The following is a 15558-nucleotide window of genomic DNA, read 5'->3' on the forward strand; positions in this document are numbered from 1 at the left end:
CTCTTCGCTCTCGGCTCAGCCGAAGACGTACTTGGCGGCGTGACTGAGGCCATAGTCGATCACGGTGATCAGACCGATCATCAGGACGACGAAGACGATCACGGCGGTCGTGTACGACGTCAGCTGGTTGCGGGTGGGCCAGACGACCTTGCGGAGTTCCGCGATGATCTGGCGGTAGAAGAGCGCGAGGCGCTTCAGCGGACCCTTCTTGGCCCGCTTGCCGCCCTTGCGGGTCTTCTTCTGGGAGTCCGGAGCCTCGTCCTCGGCATCAGGCATGTCGATGGAGCCCACGGCGTCCGTCACTCGTCCTCACCTGATTCCGGGTCGTGGCCGTGCCGCGCCCGGTCCGAGCCCGCACGGCGGTGCATTGCTGTACGTACATGCGCACACATCCTGGCGAAGGTGTGTGTAGCAGGGCCGGAGGGACTTGAACCCCCAACCGCTGGTTTTGGAGACCAGTGCTCTACCAATTGAGCTACGACCCTTTGTGCGCTCCCCAACGTACCGCATACGACCGGATGCTTGGTGTGCACCGGCTGAGTGCGGACCGCTGAAGGCCAACGAGGTGAGAGTGTACGTGTTCCTGGGCCGGGCGTCGAACAGAAAGTGCCCGGGAGGACCGCCCCGGCCGAAGATCGTCCCGACCGCGGTGGGCCGGCGGCGTCGATCCGGACTGGTGTTCAGGGGTTTGCCCGGTGTTGTTCAGTACGTGAAACCCCCGTGCCGCGTGGGTTTCCGGTCTGGAACGATGGGTCCCATGAGCGCTGCAACCCCTCCCACCGAGCGCCGGGTCTCCGCCCGAGTCGGCGCGATCTCCGAATCCGCCACCCTCGCCGTGGACGCCAAGGCCAAGGCCCTCAAGGCCGCCGGGCGACCGGTGATCGGCTTCGGCGCCGGTGAGCCCGACTTCCCGACGCCCGACTACATCGTCGAGGCCGCGATCGAGGCCTGCAGGAACCCGAAGTACCACCGGTACACGCCGGCCGGCGGTCTGCCGGAGCTGAAGTCCGCGATCGCCGCCAAGACGCTGCGCGACTCCGGCTACGAGGTGGACCCCTCCCAGATCCTCGTCACCAACGGCGGCAAGCAGGCCATCTACGAGGCCTTCGCCGCGATCCTCGACCCGGGCGACGAGGTGATCGTCCCGGCGCCGTACTGGACGACGTACCCGGAGTCGATCCGGCTGGCCGGCGGTGTCCCGGTCGAGGTCGTCGCCGACGAGACCACCGGTTACCGCGTGAGCGTGGAGCAGCTGGAGGCGGCCCGCACCGAGAAGACGAAGGTCGTCCTCTTCGTCTCCCCGTCGAACCCGACCGGCGCGGTCTACGGCGAGGCCGAGACCGAGGCGATCGGCCGCTGGGCCGTGGAGCACGGCCTGTGGGTGCTGACGGACGAGATCTACGAGCACCTGGTCTACGGCGACGCCGTGTCGGTGTCGCTGCCCGCGCTCCTGCCCGAGCTGCGCGACAAGTGCATCGTGGTCAACGGCGTCGCGAAGACGTACGCGATGACGGGCTGGCGGGTCGGCTGGATCATCGGCCCGAAGGACGTGGTGAAGGCCGCTACCAACCTGCAGTCGCACGCCACGTCGAACGTCTCCAACGTCGCCCAGGTGGCCGCACTCGCCGCCGTCTCCGGCGACCTGGACGCGGTCGCGACCATGCGCGAGGCCTTCGACCGGCGACGCAAGACCATCGTCCGGATGCTCAACGAGATCGACGGCGTGGTCTGCCCCGAGCCCGAGGGCGCGTTCTACGCCTACCCCTCGGTGAAGGCGCTGATCGGCAAGGAGATCCGGGGCAAGCGGCCGCAGGACTCGGTCGAGCTGGCGGCGCTCATCCTGGAGGAGGCCGAGGTCGCGGTGGTGCCGGGCGAGGCGTTCGGCACGCCCGGCTACCTGCGGCTGTCCTACGCGCTGGGCGACGAGGACCTCGTCGAGGGCGTGAGCCGGATCCAGAAGCTGCTGGCGGAGGCGCGCGACTGACGTCGTCCTTCCGCCGCAGGGGCGTCCGGGTTTCCCCGGGCGCCCCTGTTCGTTTGTGCGAGCAAGACCACGAAAGGGGAAAGCGCTACCGGGACGGCCGGGCAGTGCGGCAGGATCAGCGAATGCTGAGCTCTTCAGGGGGGTACCCCCCGAACCCCCCGCGTGTACGTGATCTCTCTGAGCTGCCGAAAGCCCATCTGCACCTGCACTTCACCGGGTCCATGCGGCCCACCACCCTGCTGGAGCTGGCCGACAAGCACGGCGTGCGCCTGCCCGAGGCGCTGACCGACGCGCTGACCAGCGGGGAGCCGCCGAAGCTGCGGGCCACCGACGAGCGCGGCTGGTTCCGCTTCCAGCGGCTGTACGACGCGGCGCGCTCGTGTCTGCGGGAGCCCGAGGACATCCAGCGGCTGGTGCGGGAGGCGGCGGAGGAGGACCTGCGCGACGGCTCGGGCTGGCTGGAGATCCAGGTGGACCCGACGTCGTACGCGCCCCGGCTGGGCGGGCTGATCCCGGCGCTGGAGATCATCCTGGACGCGGTGGACGCGGCGGCGCGGGACACCGGGATCGGGATGCGGGTGCTGGTGGCGGCCAACCGGATGAAGCACCCCCTGGACGCGCGCACGCTGGCCCGGCTGGCGGTGCGGTACGCCGACCGGGGGATCGTGGGATTCGGCCTCTCCAACGACGAGCGGCGCGGGATGGCCCGCGACTTCGACCGGGCCTTCGCGATCGCGCGGGAGGGCGGACTGCTGTCGGCGCCGCACGGCGGCGAGCTGGCGGGGCCGGCGTCGGTCCGGGACTGCCTGGACGACCTGGAGGCGCACCGGATCGGTCACGGCGTGCGGGCGGCGGACGACCCGCGGCTGATGCGGCGGCTCGCGGACCGCCAGGTGACGTGCGAGGTGTGCCCGGCGTCGAACGTGGCGCTGGGCGTGTACGACAAGCCCGAGGACGTACCGCTGCGGACCCTGTTCGAGGCGGGCGTACCGCTGGCGCTGGGCGCGGACGACCCGCTGCTGTTCGGCTCCCGGCTGGCGGCGCAGTACGAGATCGCGCGGCTCCACCACGGCTTCACGGACGCGGAGCTGGCGGAGCTGGCCCGGCAGTCGGTACGGGGCTCGGCGGCCCCGGAGGACGTGAAGGCGAAGCTGCTGTCGGGCGTGGACGACTGGCTCACCGCCCCGGCCGCTCGAGGCGGGCACGGGGCGGACGGGGCGTGAAGCGGGCCGGGACCCGGTAGGGGCGTCCGCCGCCGGGGCGCGCGGTGAGGTGCGGCGCAGGGGTGCCGGGGCCGCACGGGGATGCGGCCGCTACAGGCTGACGCCCACCGTGACCGGTTCGTTGACCAGCGTGACGCCGAAGGCCTCGCGCACGCCGGCGACGACCTCGCGGGCGAGCGCCAGGAGGTCCTCGGTGGTCGCCTCGCCCCGGTTGGTGAGGGCGAGGGTGTGCTTGGTGGAGATGCGGGCCGGGCCCCGGCCGTAGCCCTTGGTGAAGCCGGCCTTGTCGATCAGCCAGGCCGCGGAGGTCTTGGTGCGGCCCTCGCCCGCGGGGTACGCGGGGGGCTCGACGCCGTCGCCGAGCCGCTCCCGCACACGCGCGTGGAAGGCCGCGAACGCCTCGTCGTCGAGGACCGGGTTGGTGAAGAAGGAACCGGCCGACCAGGTGTCGTGGTCCTCGGGGTCCAGGACCATGCCCTTGCCCGCGCGGAGCTTCAGCACCGTCTCGCGGGCCGTGGCCAGCGGTACCCGGTCGCCCGGCGCGACCCCGAGGACGCGGGCCGTCTCGGCGTACTTGACGGGGCCGGAGAGGCCGCCCGCGTCCTCCAGTGCGAAGCGCACCCGCAGGACGACGTACCGCTCGGGGTCGGCCTTGAAGCGGCTGTGGCGGTAGGAGAAGGCGCACTCCTCGTTGCTCAGCGTGACGGTCTCGCGGGCGCGGCGGTCGTAGGCGACGACCTCGGTGACGGTGGAGGAGACCTCCTGGCCGTACGCCCCGACGTTCTGGATCGGGGTGGCGCCCGCCGAGCCGGGGATGCCGGCCAGGCACTCGATGCCGGCGAGGCCCGCCTCCACGGTGCGGGCGACGGCGTCGCTCCACACCTCCCCGGCGGCCAGCTCCAGTCGCGTGCCGTCCAGGGTGAGGCCCTCGGTGGCGACGACGAGGGCGGTGCCGTCGAAGCCCTTGTCGCCGATGACCAGGTTGGAGCCGCCGCCGATGACCAGCAGCGGCGTACCGCTGTCGTCGGCCTCGCGGACGACGGCGATCACCTCGTCGTCGGTCGTCGCGGTGACCAGCCGGGTCGCGGGGCCGCCCAGCCGGAAGGTGGTCAGCGGGGCGAGGGGGGCGTCGTGGAGTTCCTGCACGGGCCCAAGACTACGAGACGGCACCGACGGCCCCGCTCCCCCGGCCGGTTCGGGTCAGCCCAGCCGGACGACCGCCCGCGACACTCCCAGGACCTTCTGTCCGCCGTGGGTCGCGGTGAGGTCCACGCGGACCGTGTGGTCGTCCAGCTTGGCGGCGACCTTGCCGCTGACCTCGATGGTGGCGCCCCGGTCGTCGTTGGGGACGACGACCGGACGGGTGAAGCGGACGCCGTACTCGACGACCGCGCCCGGGTCGCCCACCCAGTCGGTCACCACGCGGATGGCCTCGGCCATGGTGAACATGCCGTGCGCGATGACGTCGGGCAGGCCGACCTCCTTGGCGAACTTCTCGTTCCAGTGGATGGGGTTGAAGTCGCCGGAGGCGCCCGCGTACTGGACGAGGGTGGCGCGGGTCACGGGGAACGTCTGTGCGGGCAGCTCGGTGCCGACCTCGACGTCGGCGTAGGAGATCTTCGCCGTCATGGTGTTGTTCACGCCTCCTCGGCCGCGCGGGCCACCAGCTTGGTCCAGGCGGTCACGACGTGTTCGCCCGCCTGGTCGTGCACCTCGCCGCGGATGTCCAGCACCTCGTTGCCGGCCATCGACCTGATCTTCTCGATGGTCGAGGTGACGGTGAGCCGGTCACCGGCGCGCACGGGGCGGACGTAGGCGAACTTCTGGTCGCCGTGCACCACCCGGTTGTAGTCGAGGCCGAGCCGGGGGTCGGCGACGACCTGCCCGGCGGCCTTGAAGGTGATCGCGAACACGAAGGTGGGCGGGGCGATCACATCGGGATGGCCGAGCGCCTTGGCGGCCTCCACGTCCGTGTACGCCGGGTTGGCGTCCCCCACCGCCTCGGCGAACTCTCGGATCTTCTCCCGGCCCACCTCGTAGGGCTCGGTGGGCGGGTAGGTCCGCCCCACGAAGGACTGGTCGAGCGCCATGCGCGCGGCACCTCCTGTGTCTGAGCTGCGGTCGGCCGGTCCTGACCGTGTCCGACCGGTGGGAAAACGACACGAGGCCGCCCCCCTGGCTGGGGGGACGGCCTCGTGTACGAGCCTGTTTTATCGCGTTTCGCGGTGCGCGGTGTGCGCATTGCAACGCGGGCAGTGCTTCTTCATCTCAAGACGGTCCGGGTTGTTACGCCGGTTCTTCTTGGTGATGTAGTTCCGCTCCTTGCACTCCACGCAGGCCAGCGTGATCTTCGGGCGGACGTCGGTGGCAGCCACGTGAGTGCTCCTTGACGAACGGATTGACTGTATTTACGCAAGAAGAGTAGCCGATCGAAGGACCGACCCCGCAATCGGCTACTGTCTGTAGCGGTGACCGGACTTGAACCGGTGACACAGCGATTATGAGCCGCTTGCTCTACCGACTGAGCTACACCGCTTTGATGCGATCGGGCCCCGCCTCGCGGCGGGAACCTCACACACCAGAGCCCCAAAACGGAATCGAACCGTTGACCTTCTCCTTACCATGGAGACGCTCTGCCGACTGAGCTATTGGGGCGAGCGATGAAGACATTACACGGTCCGCCGCCGATCGCCCAAATCCGTTTCGGCCCCCCTCTCCCGGGCGGACCACACCGGTACGACTATTGGGCTCCTCCCGGCGGGGGGCGGGCCCCCGGCCTAGGCTCGACTCACTTTGCGTGATCTTGCCTGCGTGCCCTTCCCCTCCGTGCGCAGCCCGAGCCCCTGGAACGCGATGCCCGACACCCGGCCGCAGCCGCCTCCCCGCCCGCCCGCGTCCTCGGGGCCGGTCCCGGTTCCGGTCGATCCGGCCCCGCTGCTGCTGTGCGGCGCGCGTCTCACCGACGGCCGGACCGTGGACGTACGGCTGGGCGGCGGACGCATCGAGGCGGTCGGTACGGCCGGCAGCCTGGCGGCGGACGGCACGCGCGCGTGCGGCGCGCAGGTCGATCTCACCGGCTATCTGCTCCTGCCGGCCCCCGCGGAGCCCCACGCCCACGCGGACACGGCCCTGTCCGCCGACGACGGCGGCCCCGTCTCGTACGACCCCCGGGACGTCCAGCGCCGCGCGACGGAGGCGGCGCTGCTCCAGCTCGGGCACGGCGCGACGGCGCTGCGGGCGCACGTGCGCGTGGGCGACGTGGCCGGGCTCGGCGCGCTGACCGCCGTGCTGCGGGCGGAGCGCTCGCTGCGCGGGCTGGCCGAGCTGACGACGGTGGCGGTGCCGCGGGTGCTGACCGGGGTGGCCGGGGCGAACGGGCTCGCGGTGCTGCGGGACGCGGTGAAGATGGGGGCGTCCGTGGTGGGCGGCTGCCCCGACCTCGACCCGGATCCCACGGGGTACGTGGAGGCGGTCCTGGAGGTCGCCGCCGAACACGGCTGCCCCGTCGACCTGCACACGGACGCCGCCGACCCCGCCCGTCTGGCCCGGTTCGCGGCCATGGCGGGCGGACTGCGGCCGGGGGTCGTCCTCGGCCCGTGCGGCGGTCTCGCCCGGCTGGACGCCGAGCCGGCCGCGCGGACCGCGGACCGGCTCGCGGCGGCCGGGGTGACGGTGGTGTGCCTGCCGCAGGGCGGCTGCGGCGCCGTGGACCGCCGGGGCACGGCGCCGGTACGGCTGCTGCGGTCGGCGGGGGTGCGGGTGGCCGCCGGGAGCGGTGCCCTGCGGGACGTGTCGAACCCGGTGGGCCGCGGCGACCCGCTGGAGGCCGCGTACCTGCTGGCCTCCCGCCACGGGCTGTCCGCCGAGGACGCCTACGCCGCGGTGAGCGGGTCGGCGCGGGCGGCCCTGGGACTGCCCGAGGTGCGCGTGGAGGCGGGTTTCCCGGCCGAGCTGCTGGCGGTCCGCGGGGACGGGCTCCCGGGGGCGCTGTCGCTGGGGTACGGCCGGATCGTGGTGCACGGGGGGCGGGTGGTGGCGCGGACGAGCGCGGTGCGGGAGTACTGCGGTCCGGCGGCGTCGGCGGCGGAGGCGGAATCGGGACTGCCCAGGCAGGGCCGGGGCGGCGGGTAGGGCCGGACGGGGCCCCGGGGCGTTGTTCGGCGGATGCGGTCGCCCCGGCGTACGGTCGGAGGCATGCGCATTGTCATCGCTGGTGGTCATGGTCAGATCGCGCTGCGGCTGGAGCGGCTGCTCGCCGCGCGCGGGGACGAGGTGGCGGGCATCATCCGCAAACCCGAACAGGCCGACGAACTGCGGCGACTGGGTGCCGAACCGGTCGTCCTCGACCTGGAGTCGGCCTCGGTGGAGGAGGTCGCGGAGCGGCTGGAGGGCGCGGACGCCGCGGTGTTCGCGGCGGGCGCCGGTCCGGGCAGCGGGGTGGACCGCAAGGAGACGGTGGACAAGGCGGCGGCGGTCCTCTTCGCCGACGCGGCCGTCCGCGCGGGCGTACGGCGTTTCGTGATCGTGTCGTCCATGGGCGCGGACCCGGCCCACGAGGGCGACGAGGTCTTCGACGCGTACCTGCGCGCCAAGGGCGAGGCGGACGCCCACGTACGCGGTCTGGACGCCCTGGACTGGACGATCCTGCGGCCCGGCCAGCTCATCAATGACGCCGGCACCGGCCTGGTCCGCCTGGAGGCCCACACGGGCCGCGGCCCGATCCCGCGCGACGACGTGGCCGCCGTACTGGCGGAGTTGGTGGACACCCCCGCGACGGCCGGTCTGACCCTGGAGCTGATCAGCGGTCCCGCGCCGGTGTCGGTGGCCGTGAAGTCGGTGGCCGGCAACTGAGCCGGCCGGGCTAGAAGAGGGGCATCTGCCCGGGGAACTCCGGGACCGCGTAGCCGTCCAGCGACGGCTGTTCCGCACCGAGCGGGGCGTGCCTGCGCGACCCGGGGCACGAGGTCAGTTCCCCGCTCCCCCGGGCGCCGGGCGGATCGTGGCGCGCGTACCGCCCGGCGACGACGGCGATCTCACGACGGCACTCGGGGCAGGGGCGGCGACGGGACGACATGGAGCCAGTGTGCCCCGGGGCCCCCGCTCACGGGCAGGAAGCGCCCACGGACATGAAGAGACCCCCTCCGTTCTGCGTTTCCGCAGTTCGGAGGGGGTCTTCCCCAGTGTGGCGGCGCCAGGATTCGAACCTGGGAAGGCTGAGCCGGCAGATTTACAGTCCGCGCGGTGGATGGCACCTGACCTCGAAGTCCAGTTGAATGACGGCTCAACACCCCACGGATGCCCCAGAGCTGGCATACCGGACACCTATGACTGCTACGCCCGTACGACGGGGGATGCCCGCACCGGAACCTCAAATCTCCCTCTGCAAGTGGGAAGTCCGAAGACCTCACCCACCCCGGGTGAGCATCCTGTCGGCATGACGCCAAAAATAAAGCGGATAGCGCTCACCGGCTGCCTCGCCCTGTCGTTCGCGGTGTACGGCCTGCTCCTCTGGCAGGGACCATGGTGGTTCGATGGTGCCCACCTGAGGCGAAATGATCTTCAGCCCGCAGATGGCGTCGTGATCACGGGTTTCAGGACAATGCTGGTCGCGCTCGGGGCTGGATTCGTTGCAGCACTTGGCCTTTACTACACACACAAGAATCATCAGCACACGGAAAAGCTGTTTGACCACACGCGAGAAAAGGACCGAGAACAGGCCGAGATAAGCCGAGAAGGACAGGTTACGGAAAGATACGTACAAGCCATCAAGCTTCTGGGATCCGATAATCTTACAGAACGACTGGGTGGCATCTACTCACTCGAACGCATCATGCGCGACAGCGAGAAGGATCACCCGACTGTGACGGAAGTCCTAACGGCCTTCATTCGAGATCGGGCTAGGCCTTCGATTCCTGCCGATGCAGACCCCCTGACCACTCACCCAAGCGAAGATATTCAGGCTGCCATCTCGGTACTCGGGAGGCGCCCTGAAATCAGCGATGCCCCCCTCACTAACCTGGCAGTTCCGACGGTCATAAATAACCGAGTTTACGGCCTAAGGCTTCAGCGGATTACTCTTCCCAAAGCATCCTTCAGAAGGGCGAAGTTCCGCTACGCAGATCTAACCTACGCCGAATTTACCAAGGCAGACTTCAGGGAAGCAGACCTAAGCGGAGTGAAGAGCAGGGGAGTTAATCTGCGACGAACGAACCTAGAACAAGCGAAGCTGAGTTCTGCGCAGCTAGTTAACGCCAATCTCACCGGCGCCAACCTCGTAAACTCCGACCTCAGCGGCACCGACCTCAGCGGCGCTACGCTTAAGGGAGCCGACTTGACCGGAGCGGATCTCGTATGGGCCGAACTGGCCAACACTAACTTCACGGAGACTCAAGCTGGGAGCTGGATGACACAGTCGGCAGAAGAACGCCAGGAGGATGCTGGCCTCGGAGACGCACAAGGACTGACAGTCGAACAACTCGCAGACGCATTCATCTATCGCAGCACGAAGCTTCCGGCGCATCTCGCCTCAGACCCCCGAATTCAACGGATTATCGAGGATAACGAATCCAGACGCGCACAGACAAAACAACCTAAGTGACCCCTTATCGCGCGTACGCACTCGCAGTAGGAACTTAGAGGACCGCCCGCTACGCTGGTACGCACCACGGCAGAACGGAGAGTGCTCCGCGGATGGGACCGAAGACGACCAAGGTATACGAGACGCTTCGAAAGCGGCTCGCCGCCGGCGAGTACGCCGCCGGCGACAAGCTCCCTTCGGAACGCGCACTGGTCGAAGAACTCGGCATCGGACGGACGGCGCTACGGCAAGTGCTGGCCCGCCTCGTTACCGAAGGTGCGTTGGAGGTACGCGGCCGTAGTTCGTACCGGGTCCCGGGCGCTGTGAGCGTCAGGCAGCCGGAAGGGGTAGAGCCGTGGCGTATCCACGGTGAGCGCGACCTGTACGACAACCGATGGGTGAAGCTTCAGCTCTGGGATGTGGAGCCGCCCGGCATGAAGTCCTTTGAGCATCACGTGGTGAAGCTGCACCACGTGGCCGTCACCGCTGTTCTGGATGACCAAGATCGCGTGCTCATGATGTGGCGCTACCGCTTCGTGCCCCGACAGTTCGGCTGGGAACTCCCGGGCGGCATCGTCGACGCTGGCGAGGAACCGGTGGACACGGCACTGCGGGAAGTGGTCGAAGAGACCGGGTGGCGCCCGAAGGCGCTGGAACACGTTGTGACCTATCAGCCCATGGTCGGCATGGTCGACTCACCCCACGACATCTTCGTCGGCTACGGGGCGGAAAGGGTCGGTGAACCGACCGACTTGGAGGAAGCGGGCCACATTGAGTGGGTTCCCCTCGCCGACATTCCAGGGCTTATGGCCCGCGGTGAGCTGATGGGCTCCGGCACCCTCGTTGCCCTGCTGCACATCCTGGCCAACCGGCGCGCGCAGGGGGTCACAGCCGCGCACTGAGCATGTCGACGCGACGGCGTTGCCGCACCGAACCGGTGCGGCCCGCCAGTAGCCGGGCCTGCCTCAGATGGGTGTGGGCGTCGTCGTACTCGGCTCGCGTCAAGTGCGCGTGCGCCAAGTCCGTGTGCAGTCCAGCGCGCGCCCGGACGAATGACGGGTCCATGTCTTCCAGCGCTCCGTACAGACTCGTGACCGCGTCGCCGTCACCAAGCATGGCGAGCACGTTGCCTTGCCACCGCGCAAGGTGGGTGCCGTTTAGGAAGATGCTCAGCATGTCCGGGTCCCTGTCCTCCGGGCCCGGTGGGATGGCGGCCAGAGCCGCATCGAGCGCGCGTCGAGAGTCATCCGGCATGCTGGCGTACGCACACATCTCCGCTTCGGCTGCATACAGCCACGCCCGCAACCGGGCGGAACCCGACTGGCCAACGGTGCGCCGCGCGTCCCGTACGAGGTCGACCCCGAGGGCGGGCCGACCGGCCTCACAGAGCACGTACGCCTGTTCCGCCATGGCGTGGGCGAGGTACATCGGAGCCTCAGCGTCACGCGCAGCTCGCTTCGCGAGTTCGTAGTGCCGCCACGCCCGTTCGACCGCTCCCGAGTCGATGGCCTGCCACGCTGCGAGGGTCGACGCACCCGCGAGGGCGAGCGCGACGGGGCGGCGTGTGGTCGGCAGCACAGCAAAGTTGAGTGCGTCTTCCAGGGCGGCAAGGTGCCCCGTCATCTGGTCGACCAGACCGGCCGCGCCCCTCTGCCTGTCCATGGTGCGGAGTAACTCCGTCTGATCGTTGAACGCCTGAACCATGGACTCACCGACACTGCCGGCCGCGTCGATCCGGCTGAGTAGTTCGTCGTAGCCGTCAACGGAAGCGGCCACCGGCACCGGTCCAGCGCCTCTCAACTCCGCGTCAGTAACACCGAGAAGCTTCCGCAGAATGCCCGCATACCGGTCTGAGAGCGTGCGCTTCCCGTTCTCCCACTCGGACACGTACACCCGCAGACTCGCGGTTGAGGCCACGTCCGTGACGTTCCGCCGGGCGTACTGCTCGATCTCGCGAACCAATCGCTCCTGAGACCAGCCTCGCGCCGCCCGCGCGCTTCGAAGTCCTGCGCCCACAGATCACCGTCCGACGGTAAAAGCCCTCACTGGCTCTCTCAGCATGCCGCACGTTGCCGCAGGTCAACAGGGGTTAACAGGCCGGATGTTAAGCGCTGTTGGCTACCGGCAGCCCTGCCCTAAGCGGTCTTCTGGAGAGGCACCACAGAGAGCGAACGCCACCCGAAACGGCGAACCACCTTGACTCTGGTGCGCACCAGATGCAATCTACTGGTGCGCACCAGATTACGGAGCTGGCTCCGGTCCCTGGTGCGTGGAACGACCCCGGCGGTCCCGCCTACACGCGGCCCGCGCGGCACGGGAGACGTAGAAGTCCGTCGTCTTCACGGATCGATCGGTGTCATCGGCTAAGCCGCTGGTCTGACCCTCGGGCGTAGACCCAGGGACCGGATCACGGGGACCCCGGTGATTGGGCTGCACCCGGTCCATGACACCCGCGAGGGATGGGAGCGCCGTTCAGCGAGTGACGACTGAGCGGCACGGCAACGACGCGCCGGCCAAGGGAGGCGGAGCAAGGCGCAGTTCGGAGCCGCGATAGATCAAGCCGATTCCCCGCGATGAACGGGGGTTCGGCGTGAACCGACGACATACCTGGGGTGCCGCTGGAGGCTGGACCGGCCAGCGGCACCCGTTCGACTTTCCGGTCCGTCTCTTCCTGGTCTCGCAGCGCTGACGCTGCGGCCGGCTGCCTCTCCCGCCCGTCCGTTCCGCGCACCGCGCGAGGACGTACGGGCGGGGGCGCGGGGAGCCGGAACCGACTCCAACGGCGTGAGCCCCCGGTGCGCGAACACCGGGGGCTCTGTTCGGGCCGTTTCACCTGCAAGGGAGACCACGACCCATGAACCACATCGTCACTGTTCAGGACGCTGTTACTGCGTTCGCCGACTTCATGGAGCCGACGAACGCCGAGCTGGACGCGATCGAGCAGGAGATGCCCGTCATCCTGGCGGACGTCGACCTGCTGGACGCGCACATCACCACGCTGGACCGCACGCCGACCGAGCTGGACAACCGCCGCATCCGCCGGGCCCGCCGCCGCGCCCTCGCCGCGCGGGTCGCGCTGCTCAACCAGAGCGGCGCCGACGCGCCCGAGGTGGCGTGATGGCCCGGGAGTTCACCGCGCAGATGTCCACGCACCGCGGCCGGTGGCGCCTGTACGTGGTGCTGCTGAACACCGCCGAGCGGTGGCCCGAGTACGGCTTCGACCGGGCACTGCCGGTGCCGACGTTCACCGAGCGCGTGAACGCGCTCAGCGTCCTCGGCTTCGAGCCGGTACCGGGCGCTGAGTGGCAGTGGACGGAGGACCGCGACAACGTTGACGACCCGGCGTCGCCGGTGGTGCTGATCGCCGCGATCCGGGTGCGTTCACGGACGGGGGTGGCCGCATGAACGACGTTCAGATCCGTTCAGCGGAGCGTGCGCTGTCGGTCGGCACGTGGCTGATCGTGGCGGGCGCGATGCTGTACTCCATCCTCACCGTGACCCCGCTCGCGGCCAAGCACACGCCCGATGAGTGGGACTGGACGGCGCCGATCCTCCCCCTCGTGGTCGACGCGGCCGTGGTCATCGTGGTCCGCCTGGATGCGGTGCTGGCCCGGCTGGGCGGGCACGGGGGCCGCTGGCCGGTGGTGCTGCGCTGGATGACCGGCGGCATGACCCTGGCCCTGAACGTCGCCGACTCCGCCCTGAAAGGTGACCTGGTGGGCGTGGCCGTGCACGCGGTCGCTCCGCTGCTGCTCATCGTCACGGCGGAGACCGGGCTTGCCTACCGGCGGGCCATCACCGCCGCCGTCACCGCGCTGGAGGAACGGCAGCAGGCAGAGCAGGAGGCCCTACGCCAGGCCGCCCGGGAGGAACGCGAGCGGATGGAGCGGCTGGCGCGCGAGGAGCGCGAGCACGCCGCGATGCTGGCGCGTGAACAGCGTGAACACGAAGCCCGCCTGGCCCGTGAGCAGACCGAGCGGGAGGCGGCCCGGGAGCGGGCCGAGCAGGCGGAGCGTGAACGCCGTGAGCGTGAGCGTGAACGCATCTGCCTGGAGCGTGAACGCGCCGAGCGCGAGGAAGCCGAGCGGCGCGAGCGCGAACGGCAGGAACGTGCGGAGCGGGCCGAGCGTGAACGCGCCGCGCTGCTGGCCGCCGGCCCGGCCGCCGAGAAGTTCCCCGAGGACCGGGCCCGGGCGACCGTGCGGGCCGCGTTCGATGCCGGTCTGCCGGTGCGGGCCGCCGCGGAGCTGTGTGGCTGGTCGGTGGGGTGGGTGTCCGCCCGCTACGCCGAACACCGCGAGCCGGCCGCCGCTGGTGGTGCTGAGCTGGCTGTCGCGAGCCGGTGATGGGCGCCCTCCCGGTCTACCGGTGGCGGCTCGCCCCGGACGGTCTGGCCACCCGCCGGCAACTGCGCGCCCTTGGGCTGCGGCCCGGCGGGCAGGACGTGGCCGCGCAGATCGAGCGACCCCGCCGACGGCGGGGCCCGCTGGTCGCCTACCTCTACCGCGTCGACGCCGCGAAGCCCGTACGGCCGATGACGCCGGCGAAGTGGGCGGCTCTGGCCAAGGCGAACGCCGCCCGCCGCACCTGCCCCGCATGCCGGCTCGATGCCGGGTACGTCATCCCGCCCTCGCTCGGCATGTGCACCCCGTGTGCCTTCCCCGACGAACAGCGCGCCGCCTGAACCCCTCTCCGACTTCCTGGGAGTTTCGCTGTGTCCAGTCGTATCCGTGCCCGCGGCGCCAAGACGACCGCGGGTGTCCACACCGTCCGTATCCCCCGCCAGCGTGGCCGCCGCGGCGCCGCCCCGTTCGTCGTCGTGGTCCCCGAACGCCCGTCCCTGACCCGTGAGGCGCTCGCCGTGGTCGGTGGGTGGCTGTGGCGCTCGCGCCGCGCTCTCGCCCCGACCGCTCTCGCCGTCCTCGCGCTGGTCGTGGCCGCCCTGCTGCACGTCATCGCGTGGTGGTCCGCTCTGCTGCTCGCCCCGACCGCCGCCGGCCCGCTGGCCTGGCTGCTGATCACGCAGCGCCGCCGCCCCGCCACCGGCTCCGTCCTCGCCTGGCGCATCGGCCTGGCCGCGCTCACGTCGTCCGCGCTCGCCTGGCTCGCCGTCGCGGCCGGCTTCGGACCGCTCGCCGGCGCGCTGGAGCTGTGGTGGCTGCTCACCCTGATCACCACTCAGACCGCCTGGCTCATCGTCCGTCGCACCCACTGACCCGAGGGAGACACCTTCGATGGCAACCCCGACACGCGGCACCAACGGTGCCAGCAACAAGGGCAACAAGTTCGCCAACGCCGGCGCCGCCGCGGGCGGTTTCGTCGGCGCCCTGGGCGGCTCGTTCGTCCCCCCGGTCAACGTGACCGTGAACAACAACCGCGGCGCCAACCGTGGGGGCGGTGGCCGTACGCACGCCGAGTCCCTGCTGCCGGCCCCGGAATTCACCTCGCCGGCGCAGGTGCGCAACTACTGCAACACCCTGCGGGCCGCCGCCGTGACCCTCTCGATCGAGGTGGCGATGGGCGCCGAGATCCTCAAGGGCGTCCTCGCCGCAGTGCCCGACCCCGACGGCCGCGCGTTCGGCTCCCGGGTGCGGGCCGCGAAGGTGGCGCGCAAGATGCAGCGGTCCGCGGACGCCCTGCGGGACGCGGCGAAGAACGCCGCCGCCTGCTACGCGGCCTTCCAGCAGGAATACGAGGAGGAGATCAACCGGGTGCGCCACCGTGCCCGCAAGCCGCAGCAGCCGGTCATGAACTGGGCCCAGCAGTAAGGGAGG

Annotated in this window: 19 protein-coding genes and 3 tRNA genes; 12 read left to right on the forward strand and 10 right to left on the reverse strand. The window is 70.3% G+C overall.

All coding sequences use genetic code 11. The features are described 5' to 3' along the window. Positions 1–15: 15 nt before the first annotated feature. Both secE and ACFY3N_RS03645 read right to left on the reverse strand, forming a co-directional pair. On the reverse strand, positions 16–303 hold the full coding sequence (secE, locus tag ACFY3N_RS03640; protein ID WP_390814970.1) for a preprotein translocase subunit SecE: 288 nt from the start codon (positions 301–303) through the stop codon (positions 16–18). A gap of 109 nt (positions 304–412) precedes the next feature. Next, positions 413–485, reverse strand: a tRNA-Trp gene (locus ACFY3N_RS03645). Between the two features lie 272 nt (positions 486–757). Here ACFY3N_RS03645 and ACFY3N_RS03650 point away from each other — a divergent pair. Together ACFY3N_RS03650 and ACFY3N_RS03655 are read left to right on the forward strand one after the other, a co-directional pair. Next, on the forward strand, positions 758–1984 hold the full coding sequence (locus ACFY3N_RS03650; protein WP_390814971.1) for a pyridoxal phosphate-dependent aminotransferase: 1227 nt from the start codon (positions 758–760) through the stop codon (positions 1982–1984). A gap of 122 nt (positions 1985–2106) precedes the next feature. Next, positions 2107–3207: an adenosine deaminase gene (locus tag ACFY3N_RS03655; protein WP_390814972.1), complete on the forward strand. Its 1101-nt coding sequence runs from the start codon at positions 2107–2109 to the stop codon at positions 3205–3207. A gap of 90 nt (positions 3208–3297) precedes the next feature. Here ACFY3N_RS03655 and ACFY3N_RS03660 read toward each other — a convergent pair whose 3' ends face one another. The 6 genes from ACFY3N_RS03660 to ACFY3N_RS03685 all read right to left on the reverse strand — a co-directional run bounded on the left by ACFY3N_RS03660 (position 3298) and on the right by ACFY3N_RS03685 (position 5862). Next, positions 3298–4353, reverse strand: a complete 1056-nt coding sequence (locus ACFY3N_RS03660) for a UDP-N-acetylmuramate dehydrogenase (RefSeq protein ID WP_390814973.1) — start codon at positions 4351–4353, stop codon at positions 3298–3300. 54 nt (positions 4354–4407) lie between these two features. Then, the gene (locus tag ACFY3N_RS03665) at positions 4408–4836 is read right to left on the reverse strand and encodes a MaoC family dehydratase (RefSeq protein ID WP_390815037.1); all 429 of its coding nucleotides are present in this window, start codon (positions 4834–4836) and stop codon (positions 4408–4410) included. 8 nt (positions 4837–4844) lie between these two features. Further along, positions 4845–5297 carry a MaoC family dehydratase N-terminal domain-containing protein gene (locus ACFY3N_RS03670; protein WP_390814974.1) on the reverse strand — a complete coding sequence of 151 codons (453 nt, stop codon included), beginning with the start codon at positions 5295–5297 and terminating at the stop codon, positions 4845–4847. A gap of 120 nt (positions 5298–5417) precedes the next feature. Next, on the reverse strand, positions 5418–5582 hold the full coding sequence (gene rpmG / locus ACFY3N_RS03675) for a 50S ribosomal protein L33 (RefSeq protein ID WP_003948671.1): 165 nt from the start codon (positions 5580–5582) through the stop codon (positions 5418–5420). A gap of 88 nt (positions 5583–5670) precedes the next feature. Further along, positions 5671–5743, reverse strand: a tRNA-Met gene (locus tag ACFY3N_RS03680). Positions 5744–5789: 46 nt separating this feature from the next. Next, positions 5790–5862 (reverse strand) — tRNA-Thr (locus ACFY3N_RS03685). A gap of 198 nt (positions 5863–6060) precedes the next feature. Here ACFY3N_RS03685 and ACFY3N_RS03690 point away from each other — a divergent pair. Together ACFY3N_RS03690 and ACFY3N_RS03695 are read left to right on the forward strand one after the other, a co-directional pair. Continuing rightward, a complete protein-coding gene (locus ACFY3N_RS03690; protein WP_390815038.1) occupies positions 6061–7338 on the forward strand; it encodes an amidohydrolase family protein in 1278 nt (425 codons plus the stop codon). A gap of 63 nt (positions 7339–7401) precedes the next feature. Beyond that, positions 7402–8058: an NAD(P)H-binding protein gene (locus ACFY3N_RS03695; RefSeq protein ID WP_390814975.1), complete on the forward strand. Its 657-nt coding sequence runs from the start codon at positions 7402–7404 to the stop codon at positions 8056–8058. 10 nt (positions 8059–8068) lie between these two features. Here the strand turns inward: ACFY3N_RS03695 and ACFY3N_RS03700 are convergent, their stop codons facing one another. Further along, complete coding sequence (locus tag ACFY3N_RS03700; RefSeq protein WP_217128220.1) at positions 8069–8281, reverse strand: hypothetical protein; 213 nt, start codon at positions 8279–8281, stop codon at positions 8069–8071. Between the two features lie 360 nt (positions 8282–8641). Here ACFY3N_RS03700 and ACFY3N_RS03705 point away from each other — a divergent pair, with 360 nt between their 5' ends. Continuing rightward, positions 8642–9805, forward strand: coding sequence for a pentapeptide repeat-containing protein (locus ACFY3N_RS03705; RefSeq protein WP_390814976.1), 1164 nt, complete (start codon positions 8642–8644; stop codon positions 9803–9805). A gap of 92 nt (positions 9806–9897) precedes the next feature. Beyond that, positions 9898–10686, forward strand: coding sequence for an NUDIX domain-containing protein (locus ACFY3N_RS03710; protein WP_390814977.1), 789 nt, complete (start codon positions 9898–9900; stop codon positions 10684–10686). Here ACFY3N_RS03710 and ACFY3N_RS03715 read toward each other — a convergent pair. Next, positions 10670–11677: an XRE family transcriptional regulator gene (locus ACFY3N_RS03715; RefSeq protein WP_390815039.1), complete on the reverse strand. Its 1008-nt coding sequence runs from the start codon at positions 11675–11677 to the stop codon at positions 10670–10672. The genes ACFY3N_RS03710 and ACFY3N_RS03715 overlap by 17 nt on opposite strands. A 961-nt stretch (positions 11678–12638) precedes the next feature. Here ACFY3N_RS03715 and ACFY3N_RS03720 point away from each other — a divergent pair. The 6 genes from ACFY3N_RS03720 to traA are packed head-to-tail and all read left to right on the forward strand — an operon-like array spanning position 12639 to position 15552. Beyond that, positions 12639–12902, forward strand: coding sequence for a DUF6284 family protein (locus ACFY3N_RS03720; RefSeq protein ID WP_390814978.1), 264 nt, complete (start codon positions 12639–12641; stop codon positions 12900–12902). Continuing rightward, a complete protein-coding gene (locus ACFY3N_RS03725) occupies positions 12902–13189 on the forward strand; it encodes a DUF6303 family protein (protein WP_390814979.1) in 288 nt (95 codons plus the stop codon). The genes ACFY3N_RS03720 and ACFY3N_RS03725 overlap by 1 nt, the downstream gene beginning before the upstream one ends. Then, positions 13186–14130, forward strand: a complete 945-nt coding sequence (locus ACFY3N_RS03730) for a DUF2637 domain-containing protein (RefSeq protein WP_390814980.1) — start codon at positions 13186–13188, stop codon at positions 14128–14130. The genes ACFY3N_RS03725 and ACFY3N_RS03730 overlap by 4 nt, the downstream gene beginning before the upstream one ends. Then, positions 14130–14468 carry an RRQRL motif-containing zinc-binding protein gene (locus ACFY3N_RS03735; protein WP_390814981.1) on the forward strand — a complete coding sequence of 113 codons (339 nt, stop codon included), beginning with the start codon at positions 14130–14132 and terminating at the stop codon, positions 14466–14468. Before ACFY3N_RS03730 ends, ACFY3N_RS03735 begins: the two co-directional genes overlap by 1 nt. Positions 14469–14498: 30 nt before the next feature. Next, on the forward strand, positions 14499–14999 hold the full coding sequence (locus ACFY3N_RS03740; RefSeq protein ID WP_390814982.1) for a hypothetical protein: 501 nt from the start codon (positions 14499–14501) through the stop codon (positions 14997–14999). A gap of 19 nt (positions 15000–15018) precedes the next feature. Beyond that, positions 15019–15552 carry a plasmid transfer protein TraA gene (gene traA, locus ACFY3N_RS03745; RefSeq protein ID WP_390814983.1) on the forward strand — a complete coding sequence of 178 codons (534 nt, stop codon included), beginning with the start codon at positions 15019–15021 and terminating at the stop codon, positions 15550–15552. The last annotated feature ends 6 nt before the right edge of the window (positions 15553–15558 follow it).

It is taken from the genome of Streptomyces sp. NPDC000348 (assembly GCF_042898795.1).
Classification (GTDB): Bacteria; Actinomycetota; Actinomycetes; order Streptomycetales; family Streptomycetaceae; genus Streptomyces.